We start from the raw sequence: 20,519 nt of genomic DNA on the forward strand, positions 1-20,519 counted from the left end.
TATGAAATCTAATAAGTTCTATGAAAGAGGTAAATTATGTTAATACTTGAATTAATTAAGGGTATAATTCTTGGTATTGTGGAAGGTTTAACGGAGTTTGCTCCTGTTTCTTCTACAGGTCATATGATTTTAGTTGATGATATGTGGCTAAAATCAACTGAATTTCTAGGTTCACAATCAGCTTTTACTTTTAAAATTGTGATTCAACTTGGTTCTGTATTTGCAGGAGCTTGGGTATTCCGAGAACGCTATTTCGAAATGTTACATATCGGAAAATACAAAGCAGAACCGATTGACGGTCTACGTCAAAAACCAAAACGTTTGAATCTATTGCATATTTTTGTCGGTATGATTCCAGCAGGTATTTTAGGATTATTGTTTGATGATGTTATTCAAAAATATCTGTTCAGTGTACCTACTGTAATGATTGGTTTATTCATTGGTGCAATTTATATGATCATTGCCGATGTTTATAGTAAAAAAGTTACAAATCCAAAAACTGTCGATCAAATAAACTATTTCCAAGCTTTTGTAATTGGTTTATCACAAGCCGTAGCAATGTGGCCTGGTTTCAGTAGATCTGGTTCTACTATTTCTACTGGTGTTCTTATGAAGATGAACCACAAATCAGCGTCTGACTTTACATTTATCATGGCTGTCCCTGTCATGTTGGCTGCAAGTGGCTTATCTTTAGTTAAAAATATGGAATATATCCATTTCAGTGATATTGGTTTCTATGTTTTAGGTTTCTTAGCCGCATTTATTGTTGGTTTAATTGCAATCAAGACATTCCTATTCTTAATTAGTAAAGTCAAATTAATTCCTTTCGCGATTTATAGAATCGTCTTAGTTATTATTATTGCAATTCTTTACTTTGGTTTCGGAATTGGACAAGGCATTACTGGAGAATAATATTAACCATTTAGGTTTCATGAACGATATAGCCGATGAATTTTCAAATTATTGAAGGTTTATCGGCTCATTTTTTCTAAGTAATATTGTTTAACTCCCATTAAAAATAAGATTATAATAATACATAATAAATCCCATGCATACGCTATATTTACCGTTTAATTTCATGTATGATAGGGTAATGTGAAGATAGTATATATTAAATGGAGGCAACGAGTATGAACAAAAAGCAATTAATTAAAACAATTATCACAGTAGCGCCTGTGTTTTTAGTACCATTAATCGTTGAACGTAAACGAATCAAAGATCATCCAGATGTGAAAAAAGCAAGTGACGCAACAGTAAGTGCTTCTAAAACAGTAGCAAATAAATCAGTAGAATTAAAAGATACTGTCGTTGAAAAATCATCTCATGCTAAAGATTTTGTTGTAGACAAAAAACATGACATCGATCAAAAACGCGAACTTAAACGTATCGCAAAAGAAAACGATCCTGCTTACATTGAGAAAAAAGGCGAAAAATTAGAAAAAGAAAATCGCAAAGAAGCAGACAAAATGAATAAAATTTTACAAAAAAATATCGATAAGCGTCATAAAGAAGAAGACAAAGCTCGCCAAGAAAATGAAAAACAACGTATCAAAGATATGAAGAAATCTAATAAGCACATGGAAAAAGTTGGCCTAACACCAGGTAAATTAGATGACGAGACTGAGAAAAAAGGCGAAAAATTAGAAAAAGAAAACCGTAAAGAAGTTAATAAATTCAATAAATTACTGCAAAAAAACATCGACAAACGTCATAAAGAAGAAGACAAAGCTCGCGAAAAAAATAAAAAAGCACGTTTAGCAGAGTTCAAGAAATACAAAGACTATGTGGCTAAAAGTGTTGTAAAACAAAACAACGAAAATAAAGGCAAATAATAAAATGACACAAGTCATTATAGACGGAGATGCTTGTCCTGTAACCAATTCAGTAATTGAATTGACTGATGGGACAGGCATTTTTGTTACGATAGTACGTAGTTTTAGCCACTTTTCAACAGTTATACAACCTGAACACGTCAATGTCATTTATGTCGATGATGGCCCAGACGCAGTCGATTATCGTATCGTTAGACTCGCCAAATCTGAAGATATCGTTATCACTCAGGATTATGGCTTAGCCAGTTTATTATTAGCAAAAGTTAAATATGTAATGCATCATTCTGGATTTATTTTCAATCAGCAAAATATAAGTAACTTACTTGAACAACGTCATGCCAGTGCGCAGTTTAGAAAAAGCGGAGGACGTACAAAGGGCCCTTCTGCTTTTACAGAAGAAGACGTGACAAAGTTTGAAACGAAATTCACGACTATTTTACAGACTATACTGAAGGAGGACTAACGATGAAAAAAATTGCAGTTTATTGCGGTGCTAGCAAAGGTAATGACCCATCGTATATCAAAGAAGCTTACCAATTAGGAAAGTATATGGCTGAACATGGGTATGAATTAATCTTTGGTGCTGGATCTATTGGCATAATGGGTGCGATTCAAGATGGCGTCCTTGACCATGACGGTACAGCTATTGGTGTAATGCCTAAGATGTTAGATGAAAAAGAAATTACGAGCACAAAGCTTAGCGAGTTAATTTTGGTCGATTCTATGCATGAACGCAAACATAAAATGGCAGAATTAGCAGATGGTTTTGTCATGGCTCCAGGCGGTGCTGGCTCATTAGAAGAATTTTTCGAAATGTATAGTTGGGCACAAATTGGTATTCATCAAAAACCACTTGCCGTGTTTAACATTAACGGCTTTTTTGATCCGTTGCAAACTTTACTCAACCACATGATTGATGAAGGTTTTATTGATGCTAAATATAAAAAACTTGCCCCACTCTGTGATTCGAAAGAAACTTTATTCGATACATTAAAACAATATCAACCTTTAGGCGTTCGAACTTACGATTAATATGTTTAAAGTGAATAAAAGCACCTATAGCGAAAGTTCTGCGCAAAGCATTTTCACTGTAGGTGCTTTATTTTTAATTCTTATATATTTTGGGGTACATTTTTAAATACAGTTAAGCTGTCAACTTAGACCTTATTCATTAAATAATTTCAAATAATTGTTTTATAATCATTGCTGCCACAAATAAAATAATAACAGCAGAACATTTGTTTAAAATCGTAATATATTTACCAGTTTTATCAATATTGCCCATTATTTTTCCAGCTATTGCTAAAAAGAAAAACCAAATCCAAGAAATTCCAGCAGTCGCAACTGTAAAGGCAATTTTGTCTCCACCATCATAAATTGCACCATTCGTTCCAATAACGCCAAAGATATCCATAATTGCATGAGGATTAAGCAATGATACCGACATCGCAAAACTCATTTGTTTTTTCGCAGACATTGGACGATATGTTTGAACACCATTAGGTTGCGTTCGCCACAATGATATAGCCATATATAATAAAAACAATAATCCAATACAATAAATTGCAATTTGTAGTGCAGGTAAAGATAATAAAATAGCTGAAACACCTAACACTGCCAATACAATTAACAATGTATCACAAAATCCAGCAGTAATAATCACAGGTAATGATTTGGAAATACTCTTGTGATTTGCTCCTTGATTAAATACAAAAACATTCTGTGCTCCTAAAGGTAAAATCAAACCTAATGCTAATAATATGCCATGTGCTATTGCTTGTAACATCATTTAATCCCCACTTCTATATCATCATTGGTCAATAAAATCTCATGAATATAAATGCGCACGTTTGTCCAAATTACTAGAGATTCATTCATGATATCACTTAACTCTCTTGCCTTAATTTTTTAACTTCGTCAAATCTTTATAGTATCTCACATGTCTTTTAAGTGGATGATATTTACTCAAATCTGGATATTCAAAGTAATCATACAATGACATACCAATCTTCTCCATAACTTTTCGTGAGGGCTCATTATTTTCCGATGTAAATGCGTATACTTCTTTCAGTCCTTGTGCCTTCGCATATTTTAGCACCGCTTCAGCACCTTCTGTCGCAAAACCATTTCCCCAAACGTCAGGTATCAGACGCCATCCTATTTCATAAAATGGTAATTCATCAAATTTATATTTACTTTCTTTAGGTACAAAATTCAAACCTATAAAACCAAGCCAACCATTTGTTTCTTTCAGTTCGACTGCAAAAAGACCTATATGATGCTCTTGAATAACATCATTCATTTGACGCATATCAAGTTCTGTACGTCGATAACTTAATAAGCTAGGAAAATAGCGTCTTACTTGTCTATTCGCATTCATTTGTTGAAATGGTAATAAATCATCTTCGCGCCAGTCACGTAATCTTAACCGTTCAGTTTCAATATAAACTGTCATTTATTACACCTCTAGATTGAAAAATAAATTGATATAGAAAAGTAACGCGTTATGAACCATGTCATATCGCGCTACCTTTAAATTATTTAAAAATTTTCATTTATGCTCTTGAAACATAGCTAATTAATTCAACGTTTACTGCTACTTCTTTCAAACGACTACGCTCACTTTTCGGTGCTGTAAATGTCGCATCGATAAAATCGTTTCTATGATTTAATTTGTAAGTAGCTACAAATGTATCTGTGTCAGATTCAAAATTAGGTAAGTGTGCAATAACACGCTTAATCTCACCTGTTGAATCTTTAATTTGTCTGCCAGTTATATTTTCAATTTCCCTGCCTAATTCAGGTAAAGTAATTGAACGTCCCTCTAATAAATTAAAATCTTGTTCGTGCATAACCATAACCTCTCTTCTTTATGAAGGAAAATTATTATATACCTTCATCTTATTTAATGTAGTTAACATTGTGAAGATACACTTAATGAAATAATCAACCTTGTTTTTTATCTTTAACCATTATATTTTATATCTATTTATACAAATCCCTATTATCTTATAACGTTACCCATTATAACAATGACTAAAACCATATTACAATGATTTCCTAGGAAATAACTTCATATGTTTATTTCTGTTTTGTCACATTTACCACAAATCAAAGACAAAAAGTTACATTTTTGCGTTAACATCTTTTTCTAAACTATCTGATTTATCTTTAAGTTTGTCATGTTCTTTTTGTAATTTTTCTTTTTGCTTTTTCAAATCCTTATTCTGCTTTTCAAGTTTATCTATATCTTTCTCTAACGTTGCTTTCTCATCATTTTTACTACATGCAGATAAGGCAATAATACAAGCTAATATGAGTGCCAGACACTTTTTCATGTAAGAACTCCCTTTTCACAATAATATAGTTATTTTATCATCATTTATTATTATCTTCATTATTTATTATAAGTTTTTTAGACATCACAACGCTATTAATTTGATAACCCATGTTCAGATTCAATGATTGCATTACCATATTATCAGCTGCTATTGTACTTTCAATAGACTGTGCGCCTTGTCCAATAGCCCAAGATTCAACGGCCTTCTTCAAACTGGTTCCTATATGTTGTTGGCGAAACATTTCATGAACAAACAGTATTTCAATTAAAGCCTTCCGTTCATTTGGAATATAGCGCGCCCATATAAAGCCCATCATTTCATTTTGCTCATTAGTTTCAATAAATATTCTGTCGTCATTATATTTTAAGCCATGTTCAATCATTTCAATACGTAAAGCTTTAGATAATGACGTACAAGTATAAGTATCGTATTGACGTGCTAATTCCGTTTCATGAATCGTTGCAATTTGATGAATAAAGTCTTTTTGCGATAATTGTAATCGTTCCATATATGCTCCTTTCAAAAGCCTGTTGCTTTATATTGTTATATTCGTCATAATAATCCTTATCTTATATTTATATTCTAAAAAAAGGTAGCGAAATTCAAATGAAATCTACGGATAGATTAATGCGTGAAAATAATGTAAAGTCATTGCGACTTAATAATACAGATAGAGAGACTTTCGAAAATTATATGACATATGTTCGCGCAGATTTAAGCGTGAATCCTCATGATTCTGAAAAAATGCTCAATCGTATTTTAAATAAATTATTACAAGCTGAAAAAGATGGCACGTTAGCAATGGATTTCTTTGATCACGATCCAAAAGCTCACGCTAAAAAGGAAATTAAGAAATTACCAAATGAAACGATTGTTAATATATTTAAGTATATTTTTCAACATATACTGTTATTCTTTGGTATTTTTTGTTTCTTGAAAGGCTTCGTTGGTTTTTTTATTGGCGCTAAACGTTTATATCTTTATACTTTTCCTATTATGTTAATTATTGGAATTTGTATTATTTTCATGTTTATATGGATGATTTTTAAAACTGTCCAAATGCAATGTTTCACGAAATCACATTGGACCTGGATGTTGACATACATCGGTATTTTCGTCCTACTGTTTGTTTTATTTTATGTATTTTTTGTGCCACAGTCTAGTTTGGCTTTTGGCCCCTATATCAAGATTAGCAATTGGACGTTTATTATTATTTCATTCATAGTCATACCAATTTCATTATATATTGACCATCATTATATTAATAAAGATAGCAATACTTCACTATAATGATCAATCGACGATTAATTAATAAAAATGCGGTAAGAACTCATCATCACCAAGTTATTGATGGGTTCTTACCGCATTTTATTGTTACATACACAGATTATTGAATGTACGTTTATGTTGTCATACCTTCTCTCTTTTCAACTGCAATACTGATGAATAAGAAGATGAGTCCGACTACTGTTAGAAGAGGTGCAACTAAACTTAAGGAAGCCACCGGTAAATGTGTAACAACCACGCCACCTATAAATGCACCTAGTGCATTTCCTAAATTAAAGGCAGACTGATTAAGTGTACTAGCCAATGTAGGCGCATCTTTCGAAATCAATGTACTCTTGAATTGCAAGGATGGACTCATACTAAAGCCTATTAAACCAAAGAAGAAGATACCTACAACCATTAAATAACCATTCATTTGGATAAAGTATAGCAATACAAAGTATGCAATAAAGGCAATAAAAATCATTTTCAACGCTTTATTTAAATCCCAATCTGCAAGTTTACCACCCACAACATTACCTAATGTCACACCAATACCAAATATTATTAGAAGGTAAGAAATCAAATGTTCTTGAACATGCGATACATCAATCAATACTGTCGAAATATAAGTGAAATATGCAAATACACTACTAAATCCAAAAAGTGTTACTGCTAATGTTAACCACAAGCGCTTTTCTTTTAAAATTTTCAGTTCATTTAATACTGAAGATTTCTCTGTTTCTTTTTGCATTGGTACAAAAATAATGATACCAATCAGAGCGATTGCACCTAATATGGAAATAATGATAAAAGTCATCGGCCACCCGAAATTTTGACCGATTAATGTACCAAATGGCACACCTAAAATGTTACTCATGCTAAGTCCCATGAACATCAAAGCCATCGCACTTGCACGTCTTTCAGGCTTGACCATACTTGCGGCAAGTATAGATCCGATTCCAAAGAATGAACCATGTGCTAAAGATGTAATAATACGGCTTGTCATCATAAAGCCATAACTTGGGCTAAAAGATGCTGCAACATTTCCTAATATGAAAATGCCCATTAATGCGAGTAATAAATATTTTCTATTCCATTTAATCGTCAACATCACAATGATAGGTCCACCGATGGCCACACCTAAGGCATAACCTGTAATTAACTGACCCGCTTGGCTCACCGTCACATCAAAATCACGTGCAATATTAGGTAATAAACCCATAATTACGAACTCAGTCATACCAATTGCAAAAGCTCCAATGGCTAACATCCAAATTGCGATTGGGTATTTCATTTCAATGCCCCCTACCTTCATTTTTTAAACACGTTTGTGATTATACTAAATTGACATAAATGAAAACAAGGTTATTGCTTATATGACATTAAATTTGTAGAGCAATGCACTATATATGTATTTTGTCGTTTTAATTTAAGGTTTTTTATAAAAATATAAAAAAGAGTTAATCTTATTCATAAAAATGATGACACGCTTGTGACTTTCATTTTCAAAAATTAAGATCAACTCTTACTAAAACATTTAATTTATTAATAGAGCGTCAATAAAGAACCAAGTAACCATAATAATCATGATTATAGCTTGTGCAATTGAACTCGCTAAAAATGCCATTACGGAACCCATACTCGCCTTAAGCGCTTTTGATAAATTTGGCTCTTGGATCATTTCCACAATCAATACCGCTACAAACGGTACAATAATAATACCGAATGGAGGGAACACAAAACACCCTACAATCACACCTATTAGTGCGGCATATTCACTGAGTTTGGATCCGCCAAATTTGTTAACAAAGTATTTGTTCATGACAAAATCTGCAACAAGTATAAAGACTGTAAAAAGAATCATCGATACATAAAATACCCACGATAATTGCCCGTTATGAAAGCCGAATTGATAAATCAAGAAACCAATCCATAAGACTAACACAGACGGTATAATTGGCTTAATTAAGCCAATAAATGCGACGACAAACGCCGCTATTATACATAACCATAAAATAACTGACATTATAATCTACTCCATTTGTTCCTCTGTAAATTTTTGATCTTTTGTAAAGAAAATGAGTACCATACCAATAAAAATAGACCCTGCAGAAACAAAAAATACATTTCCTAAACCGACCCATTGGCTCATGATACCACCTAATAGATTACCACATAATTGTCCGATAACCATAGCGTTAGCAAACAGTGTGGATGCATATCCTGGAAAATCTGGCAAAATATCTTGGAAATAACTAATCCCAAGTCCTAATAAAATAGCTAAAAAGATTGCTAAAAACAACTGACCTACGAACATCATAATCAAACTTTCAAATACACCAATACTAAAATAGAATAGTCCTCCGAATAATCCACCTAGCATTAATAACGTTCGTGTTGTCATTTTTGCAGACAATATACCTAGTACCACCATAAAAGGTACTTCTAAACCAGCACATAAACTGGCCAAGCCACCCACGTAACTTTCAGATTCATGTAGATAATTGGTTACGAAGAGTGGCATGTTTAAGGTATACATCCATTGTCCGATATGTAATAAGATAAATGCTAAAAATGGTACAAATAATACTTTATCTTTCAACATATTAGGCGCTGTTGTTTCAACGTGAGTCGCATCAGTAACACTATGCTTTGTTTTAATATCTTTAAAAAAGAACACTTGTAAAATAAGTGTGAATAAAATAATTGAAATGGTACCACCAAATAATCCAGAATAGCCGTTTGCTTTTAATAACAACGCACCGATTAATGGACCAAATAAGAAGCCGAATGAGAACATGGAACGTAATACAGCATTCGCGAATTTAGCTTTACTTCTCGAGGTAGAGGCATTAATTGACTCTCTTGCAGAGGCATACATTTGTGGCATTGCTGGCGCAAAGCACCCTTGAAATATTGCATACATCACTATGAATATCCATATTTCATGAATATAAAAATAAATAGAAAAACTTACTGCACCCATAAACAAGGCAGCTATAATTATGACTTTTCTATTGATTTGATGTGTATCTGAGAAACGGGCAACAATCGTGTTCATTATAAATTGACTGATTGCTGCTAAGGCTAATAACAACCCATATTGCGAGGATGTCATTCCTAAATCATTTGTCGCAAACAATACTAAGTATGGAACCGTTATTGCTATTCCCATTCCTAGTAGCATCATATTCACAACAAAAAGTTTATAATTTTTAATATGTAATAAGGCACTAAACATATAGATGACCTCTATTCTTTAAATAATGGTACATTAACGCACCTGCATTTTATTAATAGTCTTTAAAAATATATTTTGCAACGTGTACAATAAACTGTTATTTTTATGATTCTACATATTCCATCATTAAATTAATAAATGATTCTACTTGTGGCAATTGCATCATACTAGAATCATAACTTAAGAACGTTGAACGAATGAGTGGTTTCTCATCAATATTGACACGTTTAAATTCAAATTGCTCTTTATCCAAATTTTTCATCATAATCTCTGGAAGTATCGTTACCCCTACACCATTCAACAACATTTCCTTACACGTTGCTACCTGATCCACGGTAATCATTGCATGATAGTCTTGTCCAATTTGACTACCATACCACTCTTTAATTTGATTAATATAAATTGGATCTGCCTGAAACTCAATAAATGGCATTTTATCTACTTCATCATTTCGATTCTTAGGATGAATAAAAAAATGCTCATCGTTAAAAAGATGTGTATTACTTAAATTCATCATTTTGTTACCACGAATAATCATAACGTGATAATCTCTATGGTTTGCTTTGATTTGTTCACTTGATCCTACTTGTACCTGGATCTCCACATTTGGAAATTGTCGTGTGTACAAATTCAACACTTCAGGTAACAACGTTTGACCGATTAATGATGAACAGCCAATCGAAATCGTACCATTGACCTCACCAATGTGTGCCTGCATTTTATCTAAGAACAAACGCTCTCTGTTAAGCATTTCTCTCGCATGTTCAATAATCATCGCACCTTCAGTCGTCGTGATTAATTGTTTTTTAGTGCGGATAAACACGTCCACACCAAAGGCATTTTCAATCGCTTTCAAACGTTGTGTCACAGCGGGTTGAGATATATATAAAATCTCTGCTGCTTTTCTAAGTGTTTTTGTCTCGTCCAATGTAGTTAACAAGCGATAATCGTCAATCTTCATAATTATCCCCCTATTTAAAAAGCGTATCGCATCTTCAGTGTGTGAATCGCTGTTTCCAATCGCCCTATTGCCCGTAAAAGTACGCTAGAAATATAATTAACAGTTAGATAGATTTGATTTACGCATCGACTTTGTAACTTTTTCAAAAATCTAGCAGTTTATCTACATGACAGTACAACAACCATCACTTTAACCGCATATAATAAACAACTTTAACAGTTCCTCATGTGCATACTCACTATAACACGCTTGGTTTTGTGCGCATATCATTACTTTAACAAGGTATGTACATAGCCTTTCCATACCTATACTTGGCTAATTGTCACTCGTCTTATGTGATGTTTGTTTACTCCATTGTTCAAAAGTTCCTTTTTTATGCTGCTTGTCAGTCTTTTCGGATTTGGAAGACTTTTCGTGCTTCACATGTTTGTCCTGTTTAGGATGCTTTGATGAAAATTTGGGTTTGTGTGTTTTGTTTTTACTATCCTTCGCTTTATGCGGGACATGTTTTTTTTGAAATGGATGTTTTGATGTATTAGATTTCTGCTTAATCTTATAAAAACAATACATAATTCTATCTTGCATCGCTTGGAAATCATCATCAATTTTTATCATTAATTGATGCGCAATCACATACGCTTCATGATATTGCTTTTGCGTAATTTGCCCTGATTCTAAGGCGCGTTCTAAATCATCTTGATCCACTAACTCATACTGACCATCCGGTAGCACAAGTACATCCAAACACAAATCAACCGTTCTCGCGTTACCTTTTTGTGTAACGTTCTTAATGTTGATATCAAAGTAATATTCTAATGGATTACCCTTGTCATCAAGCATCACTGTAATACTGTATCGTTTCTTCTCTGGTAATATTTGTAACCACTGATAATTATCATCAGCGACAATGATATTTTGACCTACAACAGTTACTTCTAATGGTTCTCTTACTTTTTTCATAGTCACTAAGCCAATAATACCCTTAAACTTATTATTGTTGACCTTGACTTCTGTATATTCTCTATCAATAATACGACGCCAGTGACGCTTATCAATATATTTTACCTTCATTGTCACCAACTCCTTGTCATTATTATATAAAACTGTCCTCGCTATGTCATCTCATGAATTATATTGAATGCATTATATTTGTTTTACACAAAGTTTGATTATTGTTATTGTACTATATTTCATACCTTAAAAGCGAAATTGACAATTTTAATGAAGTCTGTTAAATTTTATCTATATTTTTCAGAAAATTCTATAAATAGGGGAGTTTACATAATGACAGTTAACCAAAGACCATTTAGAGCTGATCATGTCGGTAGTTTATTACGACCTGAACACTTAAAACAAGCAAGACAAGATTATCAAAACCAAATCATTGATGCACAAGCATTGAAACAAGTTGAAGATGAGGCAATCATTCACATCATAGAAAAACAACTAGAAATCGGTTTACATAGTATTACTGACGGAGAGTTCAGAAGAAGCTGGTGGCACTTTGATTTTCTAGAAAATTTAAATGGCGTAGAAGGTTATACATCCGAACGCGGCTTAGAATTTGAAGGCATAGAAACACGCAACCATAATGTCAAAGTTGTAGATAAAGTTACATTCAATCCAAACCACCCTCACTTTGAACATTTCAAATTCTTACATGAAAAAGTTGATGGGCGCGCGACTTCAAAAGTATCTATCCCAAGTCCTAATCAGCTATTCCATCCAAATATTCTGAATGAAACAATTTATCCAGACATTCAAGTGTTTGCACATGACGTTGCACAAGCTTATCGAGAAAGCTTGCTTAAATTTTATGAATTAGGCGCACGCTATATTCAACTTGACGATGTATATTGGGCAAACTTAACTTCAGGAACACAAAAAACACGTGGTCGTGATCGTACAGAAGCTGAAAAAGAAGCAGCGCGTGAACTTGCCTATCAAGTCGTGAATGAAGCAGTACAGGACTTACCTGATGACTTGCTTATAACAACACACATTTGTCGTGGTAACTACCAATCAACTTGGGCTATTTCCGGTGGTTATGAACCTGTTGCACCTTACTTATTCAAAGAGAACTTAGGTGGATTTTTCTTAGAGTATGATGATGAACGTTCCGGTGATTTTGAACCTTTACGTTTCTTCCCTCAAAACCAATCTGCTGCCGTATTAGGTTTATTCACTTCCAAAAATGGCGATTTAGAAGACAAGTCAACCATTCTTAAACGTATTGAAGAAGCACAAAAATATATACCTTTAGAACAAATTTGTCTAAGCCCACAATGTGGCTTTGCCTCTACTGAAGAAGGTAATAAATTGACTGAAGAAGCGCAATGGAAAAAATTAGCATATGTTGTAGCTATTGCGAATGAAGTTTTTGGCACTGCTAAATAAAACCATATATACAATAAAGAGCGAATCAGGTACTGACATCAAATGATGCCTTTACCTAGTTCGCTCTTTTTATAGTTTACTTGTTCGCATTTTCAATTGCTTCATCCGTCAATGCATAACGTTTATGAATCTCTTTTAAATGTGGATATTGTTCATTTAACCAAGACTGGCTCATCAATTCAAAATGTTCAAATTCAAATCCAGGTTGGCACATGCAACCAACAAGCGCATAATCATTTTCACCTTCCACGGAGGAAGCAAAAATCGTCCCTTTTGGAACGACGTATTGCAATACATCACCCGCTTCTATATTTTGACCAATTGTTACCTGTGAATATTGCCCTTCTGGACCAATCATATGCACTGTAAGTGAGTCACCTGCATGATAATACCAAATTTCATCTGCATCAATTCGGTGGAAATGCGAAATATTGTCGAATGTTAATAAGAAATAAATGCTTGAGTATGCCGCCCGCGTGCCTTGACCCTGCGCATTTCCTTTAATAATTTCTTTATAATAACCACCTTCTGGATGGGGCTGTAACTGTAATTGTGTAATCCAGTTTTCTATATGTTGTTTCATATTATTTCACGTCCACATTATGGAATACATTTTGTACATCATCCAAATCTTCTAATGCCTCAATTAAGTGCTCAAACACTTCTTGATCTTGTGATGACAATTCAATATCTGTTTGGGGTAACATTTCAAATTCAGCAACTTTAAAATCTTCTACACCAAGTTCACGCAATGCATCTTGAACTTGTGCAAAATGATCCGGTTCTGCATATACAAGTGTCAGCCCATTTTCTTCAAAGACATCACGCACATCGATTTCTTTTTCCATCAATGCTTCTAATGTGTCGTCCGCTGTTTTGTCTTCGATACCAAACACTGCTGTGTGTTCAAACATATATGCGACTGAGCCAGAAACACCCATGTTTCCACCATTTTTACCAAATGCCGCACGTACATTGGATGCTGTACGATTTACATTATCTGTCAATGCATCCACAATAATCATCGAACCATTAGGTCCAAAGCCTTCATATCTGAGTTCATCATAATTTTCTTCGCCAGAGCCTTTTGCCTTTTCAATAGCTTTTTCAATAATATGATTTGGTACTGAATATGTCTTTGCACGCTCTAATGTCAAACGTAGCGTTTGATTAGATTCTGGGTCTGGTTCTCCTGATTTGGCAGCTACATAAATCTCTTTGCCAAATTTCGCATAAATTCTACTTGTATTCTTATCTTTTTGGGCTTTTTTTTCCTTAATATTATTCCACTTACGTCCCATAGTTCCATCTCACTTTCTCAATAAATACATAGTCATAACATGATTTATTATACAATATTTTCTATTTAGAACATAGATGTACGCACGTATATCTGCCATTATTAGGACTTCAGTGCAAAATATGTTATTCCCTTTGATTTTACAAATCGTATTCCTACACTCATTTTTCTATTTTTAGACTAAGCTTGTACAACTAAGCAGTGCATTTTCTATAGTCATTGAACCAAGTCTTTAACACTATTCAATAAAAACAAACCCGACACCAATAAGGATGACGGGTTTGTCCACATACAAAAGTTAATGCTCTATTAACCATTGCACTTTATCCGATAATAATGCATTACTAGAAAAAGTAGACGTTATACAATTTTTAAAGTGTTCGTACACTCATTTTGAATATGCGCATTGCATTTATGTGCACTTCATCCCTTATACTTTTTAATGTTGTCAGCACTCGGATAATTATGTATAGAAGTTGAACCTTTAACTACAATTTTCAGCTTCCCAGCGATTTGTCAATTTCCAAATTCACATGGTTTTTATACTTTTCAAAGCATCGAACAACTATTTTACAAATGCTTCAATTTCATCTAACAACGTATTGTATTTAACCACGTTATCGTCGTTCATAAATAAATACACTTTGCGTTCATCTTCAGTTGAACGTATTTTACTCACTCTATCTTGATCTATTAAACGACGAATCGACGCAAGCACCTTAGTTCTACTTAAATCCAAATCCGTTGTTGCAATTTTTAAAAATGGTTGCATTAACATATTTTGTGCACTGCAGTTTTGTTGTATCAATTCTAAGATTGCTACGTCATTCATTGTTAACTTATAATTCTCTTCAACATAGTGCATTACACTTTTATATTTTTTATAAATGTTTAAAAATTGCGCTTTTTTGTCTACATTCATTGTTGTTACACCTCCAAATGCTATTAAGCAATACACTACAATTATCCATAAAATGCATATGCTTGTCTTTATCATTTGTAATTATAGGTTTGTCAAAATTACGAACAACAATAAATTAAATTTTGCTACGCTTTATAAATGTTTAAATTCATAGCACTAAATCCTCATGTTCATTTATATATATCTATAATATGCAATGTATTATAATCCAAATTTATGGTTAACGTTTCATCTTCAAAATCATGTTCAAACACACTAAATTTCGGTTTATTATAATCATCAATCCTATTAACCAACGTATTCGGCCAATCATATCGATTTCTCAATGTTGCAGGAATAGCGTTATTAATATTGCCATATGCGTTGTTGATTGTTTCGTAAAATATCATATAAGGCTGACGCAATGCACGATCTTTAAAATTAATGTGCAATTGAATATTTTGCGATTCATTATCTACTGCACTTTCACTTTCAATAACACGCCAATCACCAACAAATATTGTGGTTTTATCTGGTTGTTCAACAACCGTATAAAAATCATATTCTTTTAAGAGGTATTTCCCCTTTTCCATTAATCGTTCATAAATATTACCAAGTAAAGAACGAAATCCTTTACGATCATATAAATATAATGCATTTTTTCTTCCTTGTTGTTGTATCAAATCAATACCTATACCCGAGAAGTGACGATATACTTTTTTAAACATATCCATTAACAAGGGTGGGCTTTCTATAATTTCCATTGTTTCATCATTTAACAATACATTATTATGCACATTTAATAGAAAGTATTTGCGTTCTTCTAGTTTCATCATCGTCATTATTTTTTTGATATTGCTAAACTTAAACACTTCTTTTGTTAATAATTCTTCATGATCCACATTTAAATATGGAGATGTTAGTTTGTGATTATCAATAAAATAATAGTCAAATCCTATACGCTTTAATTGTGTCTCCATCATTTTAAATGATTCAGGGTGATTAAACAGGTGCGTAACATCTACGCCAAATTTCACATGCTCTCTATAATGTTGAATCTTTATAATATTACGGTAAATTTCTTTGATGGACATTGTTGCTAAGTCAAAAATATAACTTACAGAATGCATTTTACTTTCAGACAAATCGGGATGCTTTTCAAGAAAAGTTTTATACCTTCTATAAATTTCATCTATATAAATATTAAGCTCTGTACTATCGTTAATTTGAAACACTAAATTAACTTTTGTGTTTAATACAAAATCAATAAACCCACAATCTAAATCCCCATCAAACGCGTTGCGCAATTCTTCTGCATGAATCTTGCAATAGACAAGCACCTTTTGTGTCCCCTCAAACACGTAACTCATACTCTTGTTGTTAATTAGAAACTGTAGTTCTTCTATTGAATGTATTTGTATCACAACTGTATCATTGGTTACTTTAGTCATTTCTTTCATATTTAAACAAATATAATTATTTTGGACATTTAGCTGATTTAATTTTTGGGCAATGATTTTTTGCACACCATCGATAAACAATGCATCATAACTTTTGGTTGAATATTCAAACAATTTTTCGTTTTTGGAAAGACGCCGATACACCTTTGGCGCATAGCCAAAATAATGTTTGAATTTTTTACTATAACTCGCAGAACTACTAAATCCATACTTATCGGATATTTCACTAATTGTACACTGACCATTTAATAAGCTGGCAAGTGAAGTGGATAGCTTCAATGTATCAACATAGGATTTAAAGCTCATACCTAGTAAATTATAGAATTGATTCGAGATATTGGATTGTGAAATAAACACCTTACTCGAAATCGCCTTTAAAGTCATTCTTTTATGTAAATGATTATCTACATAATCAAGCATTTCTCCAGTAATACCATATTGAGAATAATCTGTTTGTTGTTTCAGATAATTAATATCAATCTTAGCCTCGGAAGCAATAATATCAACAATTTTATACATATATGCATCGAAGTTTTCTTTAGTCAGTGTTCGATTCAAGTGATATTTTGCTATGTTTAATAACGATTCAAATAACATGCTCGATGACTGAATTAATTTAGATGTATATTGATATTCAAAAAATGAATACCCACGCTCATAAAACCAATCACTGGATATATAAAGCAATAAGGCAATTTCATTACGTTTCACACTGAAAATCTCTGAGTTATTTATAATCAACAAATCCTCTTCAACTTCTACGTCAGTTATAAAATGTTGTACTTCAGTTTTTCCCTTCAAAGGAAATAATAGTACCAATCCATCTGTTACACGTTTAGCAGGATACTTGTCCTTAGAAATAATATTTAAGCACTGCGCTTTCATAAATTTAACCTCTTTCAAATATTGTCATACGCTATGCATAAAAAGTCGCTTCGCTATTAAATCTATATTCAACACGGTATGCCCCTAATACCTTAATTAACATGTTTTTAGCCTTTAGATAATTTTGAATAAAATAATTAATTTTGTCAACATCTTTTTTTATTTATCAAACTTAATTTTAAAATACACCTATTTTATTATTAAAAATTTAAATAGTTTGTCGAATTTTAAATGTACTTATATTAAAATACACCCTAAAAGTTACAATGATAAAAGTAACCTTTAGAGTGTATTCACACTGATATAATTATTTAATAGTAAACTATCTTTTTACTCTATTTGCAAGTCTTAAGACATATTTTATGATATGAAGCAAATTAATAAACAAATTAAAACCCATTTCACGGGGAGAAAATTGTCCTCGCTTCATACGATTAAAATCATATAATGTATATAGTAAGAATAATAATAATCCCACTACTGTGATAATCGTATGAAAAATTGGATTATGAATGAACATTCCAATCAAGCTTGCAACAATCAATGCAATCAGAGTTACAAATAAATATTTTCCCATACTAGCGGCATTACCAATTAAGAAAAAGCCTATAATCCCAAATACAATAAATGCTGCAATTGCAAGTGCTATATTTTTATAAAATACTTCTGGTCCTAAATTCTGTAAATAAGCTGTGAATGTCGCATATGACAACAATCCAACAACAATAGTATAAATATGTGATATCACAAGACCGTATCTACGTGCTCTATTAAAGAACACCGTTATCAAGACTAATCCAAGTAATACGAAAGAAAGTGGTTGTCTCCATGACATTGGTAAAAATTGTCCAAAGTAACAACCGATACCAAATATAATCCAATAGTACATAAAAAAGAGCCAGACTTTTCCATATGCACTCGATGACTTTGATTTTGCTTGATGCTGCTTCTTGCCAGCTTGTTGTGCTGAATCAGTCATTGTAAACACTCCTTATTTTTTAGTTCGTTTCCAAATCGTAACGCCATAACTGGGCTATTACTACACCTGAAGATTTAAAATACTTAGTTGTAATTACTATATTTAAAATGCGTTTATTTCCAGATTCTCTCAGTTTTCATGACGTTTGACAAGCAATCCGTGGCTTCTATATTGCATTGAAAAAATAATAAAATTGCCTGTTTCTACTATTATATATGTTCACACATTACTTCAATGTTCACTTTTTTGCTTTATATCAAACATATCAATTAAAAGTATTTTACACAATTGTTGATAAACAAGTTATTTTTAATCGAACTAATGTTACATTTTAAAAAATAAACGCGTAATTTCAATCATTATCATCACTTATAAACTGCTCTATACAAGTCTTTGTTGATAAAAAGTCATTTCCTTACGAAATGTTAATAATATTACAACTCTATAACAACGCACACAAAGCAAATATTTTTTGATAATATGGAACGTGAATTCGCAATCAAAAAATTAACGAATATATTTAATACATAAATTTGGTTAGATATATAGGATTTAAAGGAGGAGTTCTTTTTGAAAAAATTAGCATTTGCAGTTACTGCAGCTTCTGGGGCAGCCGCATTCATCGCGAATCACGAAGCCGATGCGTCGACGCAACACACAGTTAAATCTGGTGAGTCTTTATGGACAATCTCACAGCAATACGGTGTTTCAGTAGACGAAATCAAACAAAGCAATGATATCAATAACAACATGGTATTTCCGGGACAAGTTATTGAAATTGGTGGAAGCAATAGTTCTCAAGGACACAGTGCTTCATCAAACAATGCTTCAGGTGGTTCTACACACACTGTTCAAGCAGGTGAATCATTAAACATCATTGCAAATCAATATGGTGTTTCAGCAGAAGAAATTATGTCAGCTAATAATTTAAATGGATACTTAATCCACCCTAACCAAACATTAACAATACCAGGGGCAACTGGTACAGGTGGTTCTGGTGGCACAGCTACAGAAACACCTCAAACAAATACAGGTAACTCATCTGCAAGTGATGCTAACCTATATGACTGGGGACAATGTACTTGGCACGTATTTAACCGTAGAGCAGAAACTGGTCAACCTATCAGTACTTACTGGTGGAACGCAGATCACTGGGCAAACAACGCTGCTTCAGATGGCTACACGGTTAACAATGCTCCAACAGCTGGTTCTATCATGCAAAACTATGAAGGACCTGTTGGACACGTAGCTTATGTTGAAAGAGTTAACCCAGATGGTAGTATTTTAATTTCAGAAATGAACTATAATACACCACCAGGTACAGTAGACTACCGTACAATCCCAGCTTCTCAAGCTTCAAGCTACAATTATATTCACTAATCAGTGATAACACATCAAAAACAGAGACAATCATTGTCTCTGTTTTTTTATTATTTAATTGTTATATGGCGTTGAATACTGTATTTATTAAAAGGTGTTTATAAGTTCAATTCTTCTTTTAAAGCACGTTGCAAAGTTTGACTGAAGTTAATCCCTCTATCTTTCCCTAACTCAACCATATACTTAGGTAATGTCACCATTTTATTGACTGTTCTATTCTCTTCTCTAGCTCGAATAATCTTAGTATCAACCATAATTAATTGTAATTGCTGTTTAACATCCAAATGACTAACTAAATCATCGAAAGTTGATGGTTCTGGCAAAATATCATGATCATTCTCACATACTAACAAATGACCACCTAATGCATCGCTTGCCATATCTAGTGCATCTTCAATACCCTCTCCAAAAGTATTCACCCCTGGTAAATCTGGAAAAGTGACATTATAGTAATGTTTCTCTGGTTCTAATATTGCATAATAATAATATTTCATAATGTTTCTCCCCCCTATTGATTCTCATATAGAATGTGTGTATCATATGTAACTTTCATACACTTTAACATATGTAAAA

22 protein-coding genes and 1 pseudogene are annotated in these 20,519 nt (G+C 32.8%); 7 read left to right on the forward strand and 16 right to left on the reverse strand.

The window, feature by feature from the left end; all coding sequences use genetic code 11:
- Positions 1-36: 36 nt before the first annotated feature.
- The 4 genes from BJS11_RS02045 (at position 37) to BJS11_RS02060 (ending at position 2,864) form a co-directional block, all read left to right on the forward strand.
- The gene (locus tag BJS11_RS02045; RefSeq protein ID WP_069994344.1) at positions 37-912 is read left to right on the forward strand and encodes an undecaprenyl-diphosphate phosphatase; all 876 of its coding nucleotides are present in this window, start codon (positions 37-39) and stop codon (positions 910-912) included.
- A 218-nt stretch (positions 913-1,130) separates the two neighbouring features.
- Positions 1,131-1,832 carry a hypothetical protein gene (locus tag BJS11_RS02050; RefSeq protein ID WP_069994343.1) on the forward strand — a complete coding sequence of 234 codons (702 nt, stop codon included), beginning with the start codon at positions 1,131-1,133 and terminating at the stop codon, positions 1,830-1,832.
- Positions 1,833-1,836: 4 nt separating this feature from the next.
- Positions 1,837-2,295: a YaiI/YqxD family protein gene (locus BJS11_RS02055; protein WP_069994342.1), complete on the forward strand. Its 459-nt coding sequence runs from the start codon at positions 1,837-1,839 to the stop codon at positions 2,293-2,295.
- A gap of 2 nt (positions 2,296-2,297) precedes the next feature.
- Positions 2,298-2,864 carry an LOG family protein gene (locus BJS11_RS02060; protein WP_069994341.1) on the forward strand — a complete coding sequence of 189 codons (567 nt, stop codon included), beginning with the start codon at positions 2,298-2,300 and terminating at the stop codon, positions 2,862-2,864.
- A 139-nt stretch (positions 2,865-3,003) separates the two neighbouring features.
- Here the strand turns inward: BJS11_RS02060 and BJS11_RS02065 are convergent, their stop codons facing one another.
- From BJS11_RS02065 to BJS11_RS02085, 5 genes and pseudogenes are all read right to left on the reverse strand, one after another.
- Complete coding sequence (locus BJS11_RS02065) at positions 3,004-3,618, reverse strand: LysE/ArgO family amino acid transporter (protein ID WP_069994340.1); 615 nt, start codon at positions 3,616-3,618, stop codon at positions 3,004-3,006.
- A gap of 114 nt (positions 3,619-3,732) precedes the next feature.
- Entirely contained in the window at positions 3,733-4,287 is a 555-nt protein-coding gene (locus tag BJS11_RS02070; protein WP_069994339.1) for a GNAT family N-acetyltransferase, read from the reverse strand.
- A 100-nt stretch (positions 4,288-4,387) separates the two neighbouring features.
- A complete protein-coding gene (locus BJS11_RS02075) occupies positions 4,388-4,684 on the reverse strand; it encodes a hypothetical protein (protein ID WP_069994338.1) in 297 nt (98 codons plus the stop codon).
- A gap of 285 nt (positions 4,685-4,969) precedes the next feature.
- Positions 4,970-5,170 (reverse strand): annotated as a pseudogene (locus BJS11_RS02080) (SA0632 family lipoprotein); the annotation flags it as partial.
- A 40-nt stretch (positions 5,171-5,210) separates the two neighbouring features.
- Entirely contained in the window at positions 5,211-5,681 is a 471-nt protein-coding gene (locus tag BJS11_RS02085) for a GNAT family N-acetyltransferase (RefSeq protein WP_069994336.1), read from the reverse strand.
- Positions 5,682-5,779: 98 nt separating this feature from the next.
- Here BJS11_RS02085 and BJS11_RS02090 point away from each other — a divergent pair, with 98 nt between their 5' ends.
- A complete protein-coding gene (locus BJS11_RS02090; RefSeq protein WP_069994335.1) occupies positions 5,780-6,463 on the forward strand; it encodes a DUF1129 family protein in 684 nt (227 codons plus the stop codon).
- 112 nt (positions 6,464-6,575) lie between these two features.
- Here the strand turns inward: BJS11_RS02090 and BJS11_RS02095 are convergent, their stop codons facing one another.
- The 5 genes from BJS11_RS02095 to BJS11_RS02115 form a co-directional block, all read right to left on the reverse strand.
- Positions 6,576-7,736, reverse strand: coding sequence for an MFS transporter (locus tag BJS11_RS02095; protein ID WP_069994334.1), 1,161 nt, complete (start codon positions 7,734-7,736; stop codon positions 6,576-6,578).
- 243 nt (positions 7,737-7,979) lie between these two features.
- Positions 7,980-8,468, reverse strand: coding sequence for a DUF456 domain-containing protein (locus BJS11_RS02100; RefSeq protein ID WP_069994333.1), 489 nt, complete (start codon positions 8,466-8,468; stop codon positions 7,980-7,982).
- Between the two features lie 6 nt (positions 8,469-8,474).
- Positions 8,475-9,683: a sugar efflux transporter gene (locus tag BJS11_RS02105; protein WP_069994332.1), complete on the reverse strand. Its 1,209-nt coding sequence runs from the start codon at positions 9,681-9,683 to the stop codon at positions 8,475-8,477.
- A 103-nt stretch (positions 9,684-9,786) separates the two neighbouring features.
- Positions 9,787-10,644: a LysR family transcriptional regulator gene (locus tag BJS11_RS02110; RefSeq protein ID WP_069994331.1), complete on the reverse strand. Its 858-nt coding sequence runs from the start codon at positions 10,642-10,644 to the stop codon at positions 9,787-9,789.
- Between the two features lie 315 nt (positions 10,645-10,959).
- Positions 10,960-11,715 carry a ribonuclease FAU-1 family protein gene (locus BJS11_RS02115; protein ID WP_069994330.1) on the reverse strand — a complete coding sequence of 252 codons (756 nt, stop codon included), beginning with the start codon at positions 11,713-11,715 and terminating at the stop codon, positions 10,960-10,962.
- A 213-nt stretch (positions 11,716-11,928) separates the two neighbouring features.
- Here BJS11_RS02115 and BJS11_RS02120 point away from each other — a divergent pair, with 213 nt between their 5' ends.
- Positions 11,929-13,041, forward strand: coding sequence for a 5-methyltetrahydropteroyltriglutamate--homocysteine S-methyltransferase (locus BJS11_RS02120; protein WP_069994329.1), 1,113 nt, complete (start codon positions 11,929-11,931; stop codon positions 13,039-13,041).
- 76 nt (positions 13,042-13,117) lie between these two features.
- Here the strand turns inward: BJS11_RS02120 and BJS11_RS02125 are convergent, their stop codons facing one another.
- The 5 genes from BJS11_RS02125 to BJS11_RS02145 all read right to left on the reverse strand — a co-directional run bounded on the left by BJS11_RS02125 (position 13,118) and on the right by BJS11_RS02145 (position 18,566).
- Positions 13,118-13,624, reverse strand: a complete 507-nt coding sequence (locus tag BJS11_RS02125) for a cupin domain-containing protein (RefSeq protein WP_069994328.1) — start codon at positions 13,622-13,624, stop codon at positions 13,118-13,120.
- A gap of 1 nt (position 13,625) precedes the next feature.
- Positions 13,626-14,342 (reverse strand): YebC/PmpR family DNA-binding transcriptional regulator, encoded by a 717-nt coding sequence (locus BJS11_RS02130; RefSeq protein WP_069994327.1) that lies wholly within the window; start codon positions 14,340-14,342, stop codon positions 13,626-13,628.
- 564 nt (positions 14,343-14,906) lie between these two features.
- Positions 14,907-15,263 (reverse strand): transcriptional regulator, SarA/Rot family, encoded by a 357-nt coding sequence (locus tag BJS11_RS02135; RefSeq protein WP_069994326.1) that lies wholly within the window; start codon positions 15,261-15,263, stop codon positions 14,907-14,909.
- 170 nt (positions 15,264-15,433) lie between these two features.
- Entirely contained in the window at positions 15,434-17,587 is a 2,154-nt protein-coding gene (locus BJS11_RS02140) for a helix-turn-helix domain-containing protein (RefSeq protein WP_069994325.1), read from the reverse strand.
- A gap of 322 nt (positions 17,588-17,909) precedes the next feature.
- The gene (locus BJS11_RS02145) at positions 17,910-18,566 is read right to left on the reverse strand and encodes a Bax inhibitor-1/YccA family protein (RefSeq protein ID WP_069994324.1); all 657 of its coding nucleotides are present in this window, start codon (positions 18,564-18,566) and stop codon (positions 17,910-17,912) included.
- Positions 18,567-19,136: 570 nt separating this feature from the next.
- Here BJS11_RS02145 and BJS11_RS02150 point away from each other — a divergent pair.
- Positions 19,137-19,946: a LysM peptidoglycan-binding domain-containing protein gene (locus tag BJS11_RS02150; protein ID WP_069994323.1), complete on the forward strand. Its 810-nt coding sequence runs from the start codon at positions 19,137-19,139 to the stop codon at positions 19,944-19,946.
- Positions 19,947-20,044: 98 nt separating this feature from the next.
- Here BJS11_RS02150 and BJS11_RS02155 read toward each other — a convergent pair whose 3' ends face one another.
- Positions 20,045-20,440, reverse strand: coding sequence for a type II toxin-antitoxin system HicB family antitoxin (locus BJS11_RS02155; RefSeq protein WP_069994322.1), 396 nt, complete (start codon positions 20,438-20,440; stop codon positions 20,045-20,047).
- Positions 20,441-20,519: the final 79 nt, after the last annotated feature.

The sequence above is a fragment of the Staphylococcus caeli genome, from assembly GCF_900097965.1.
GTDB lineage: Bacteria > Bacillota > Bacilli > Staphylococcales > Staphylococcaceae > Staphylococcus > Staphylococcus caeli.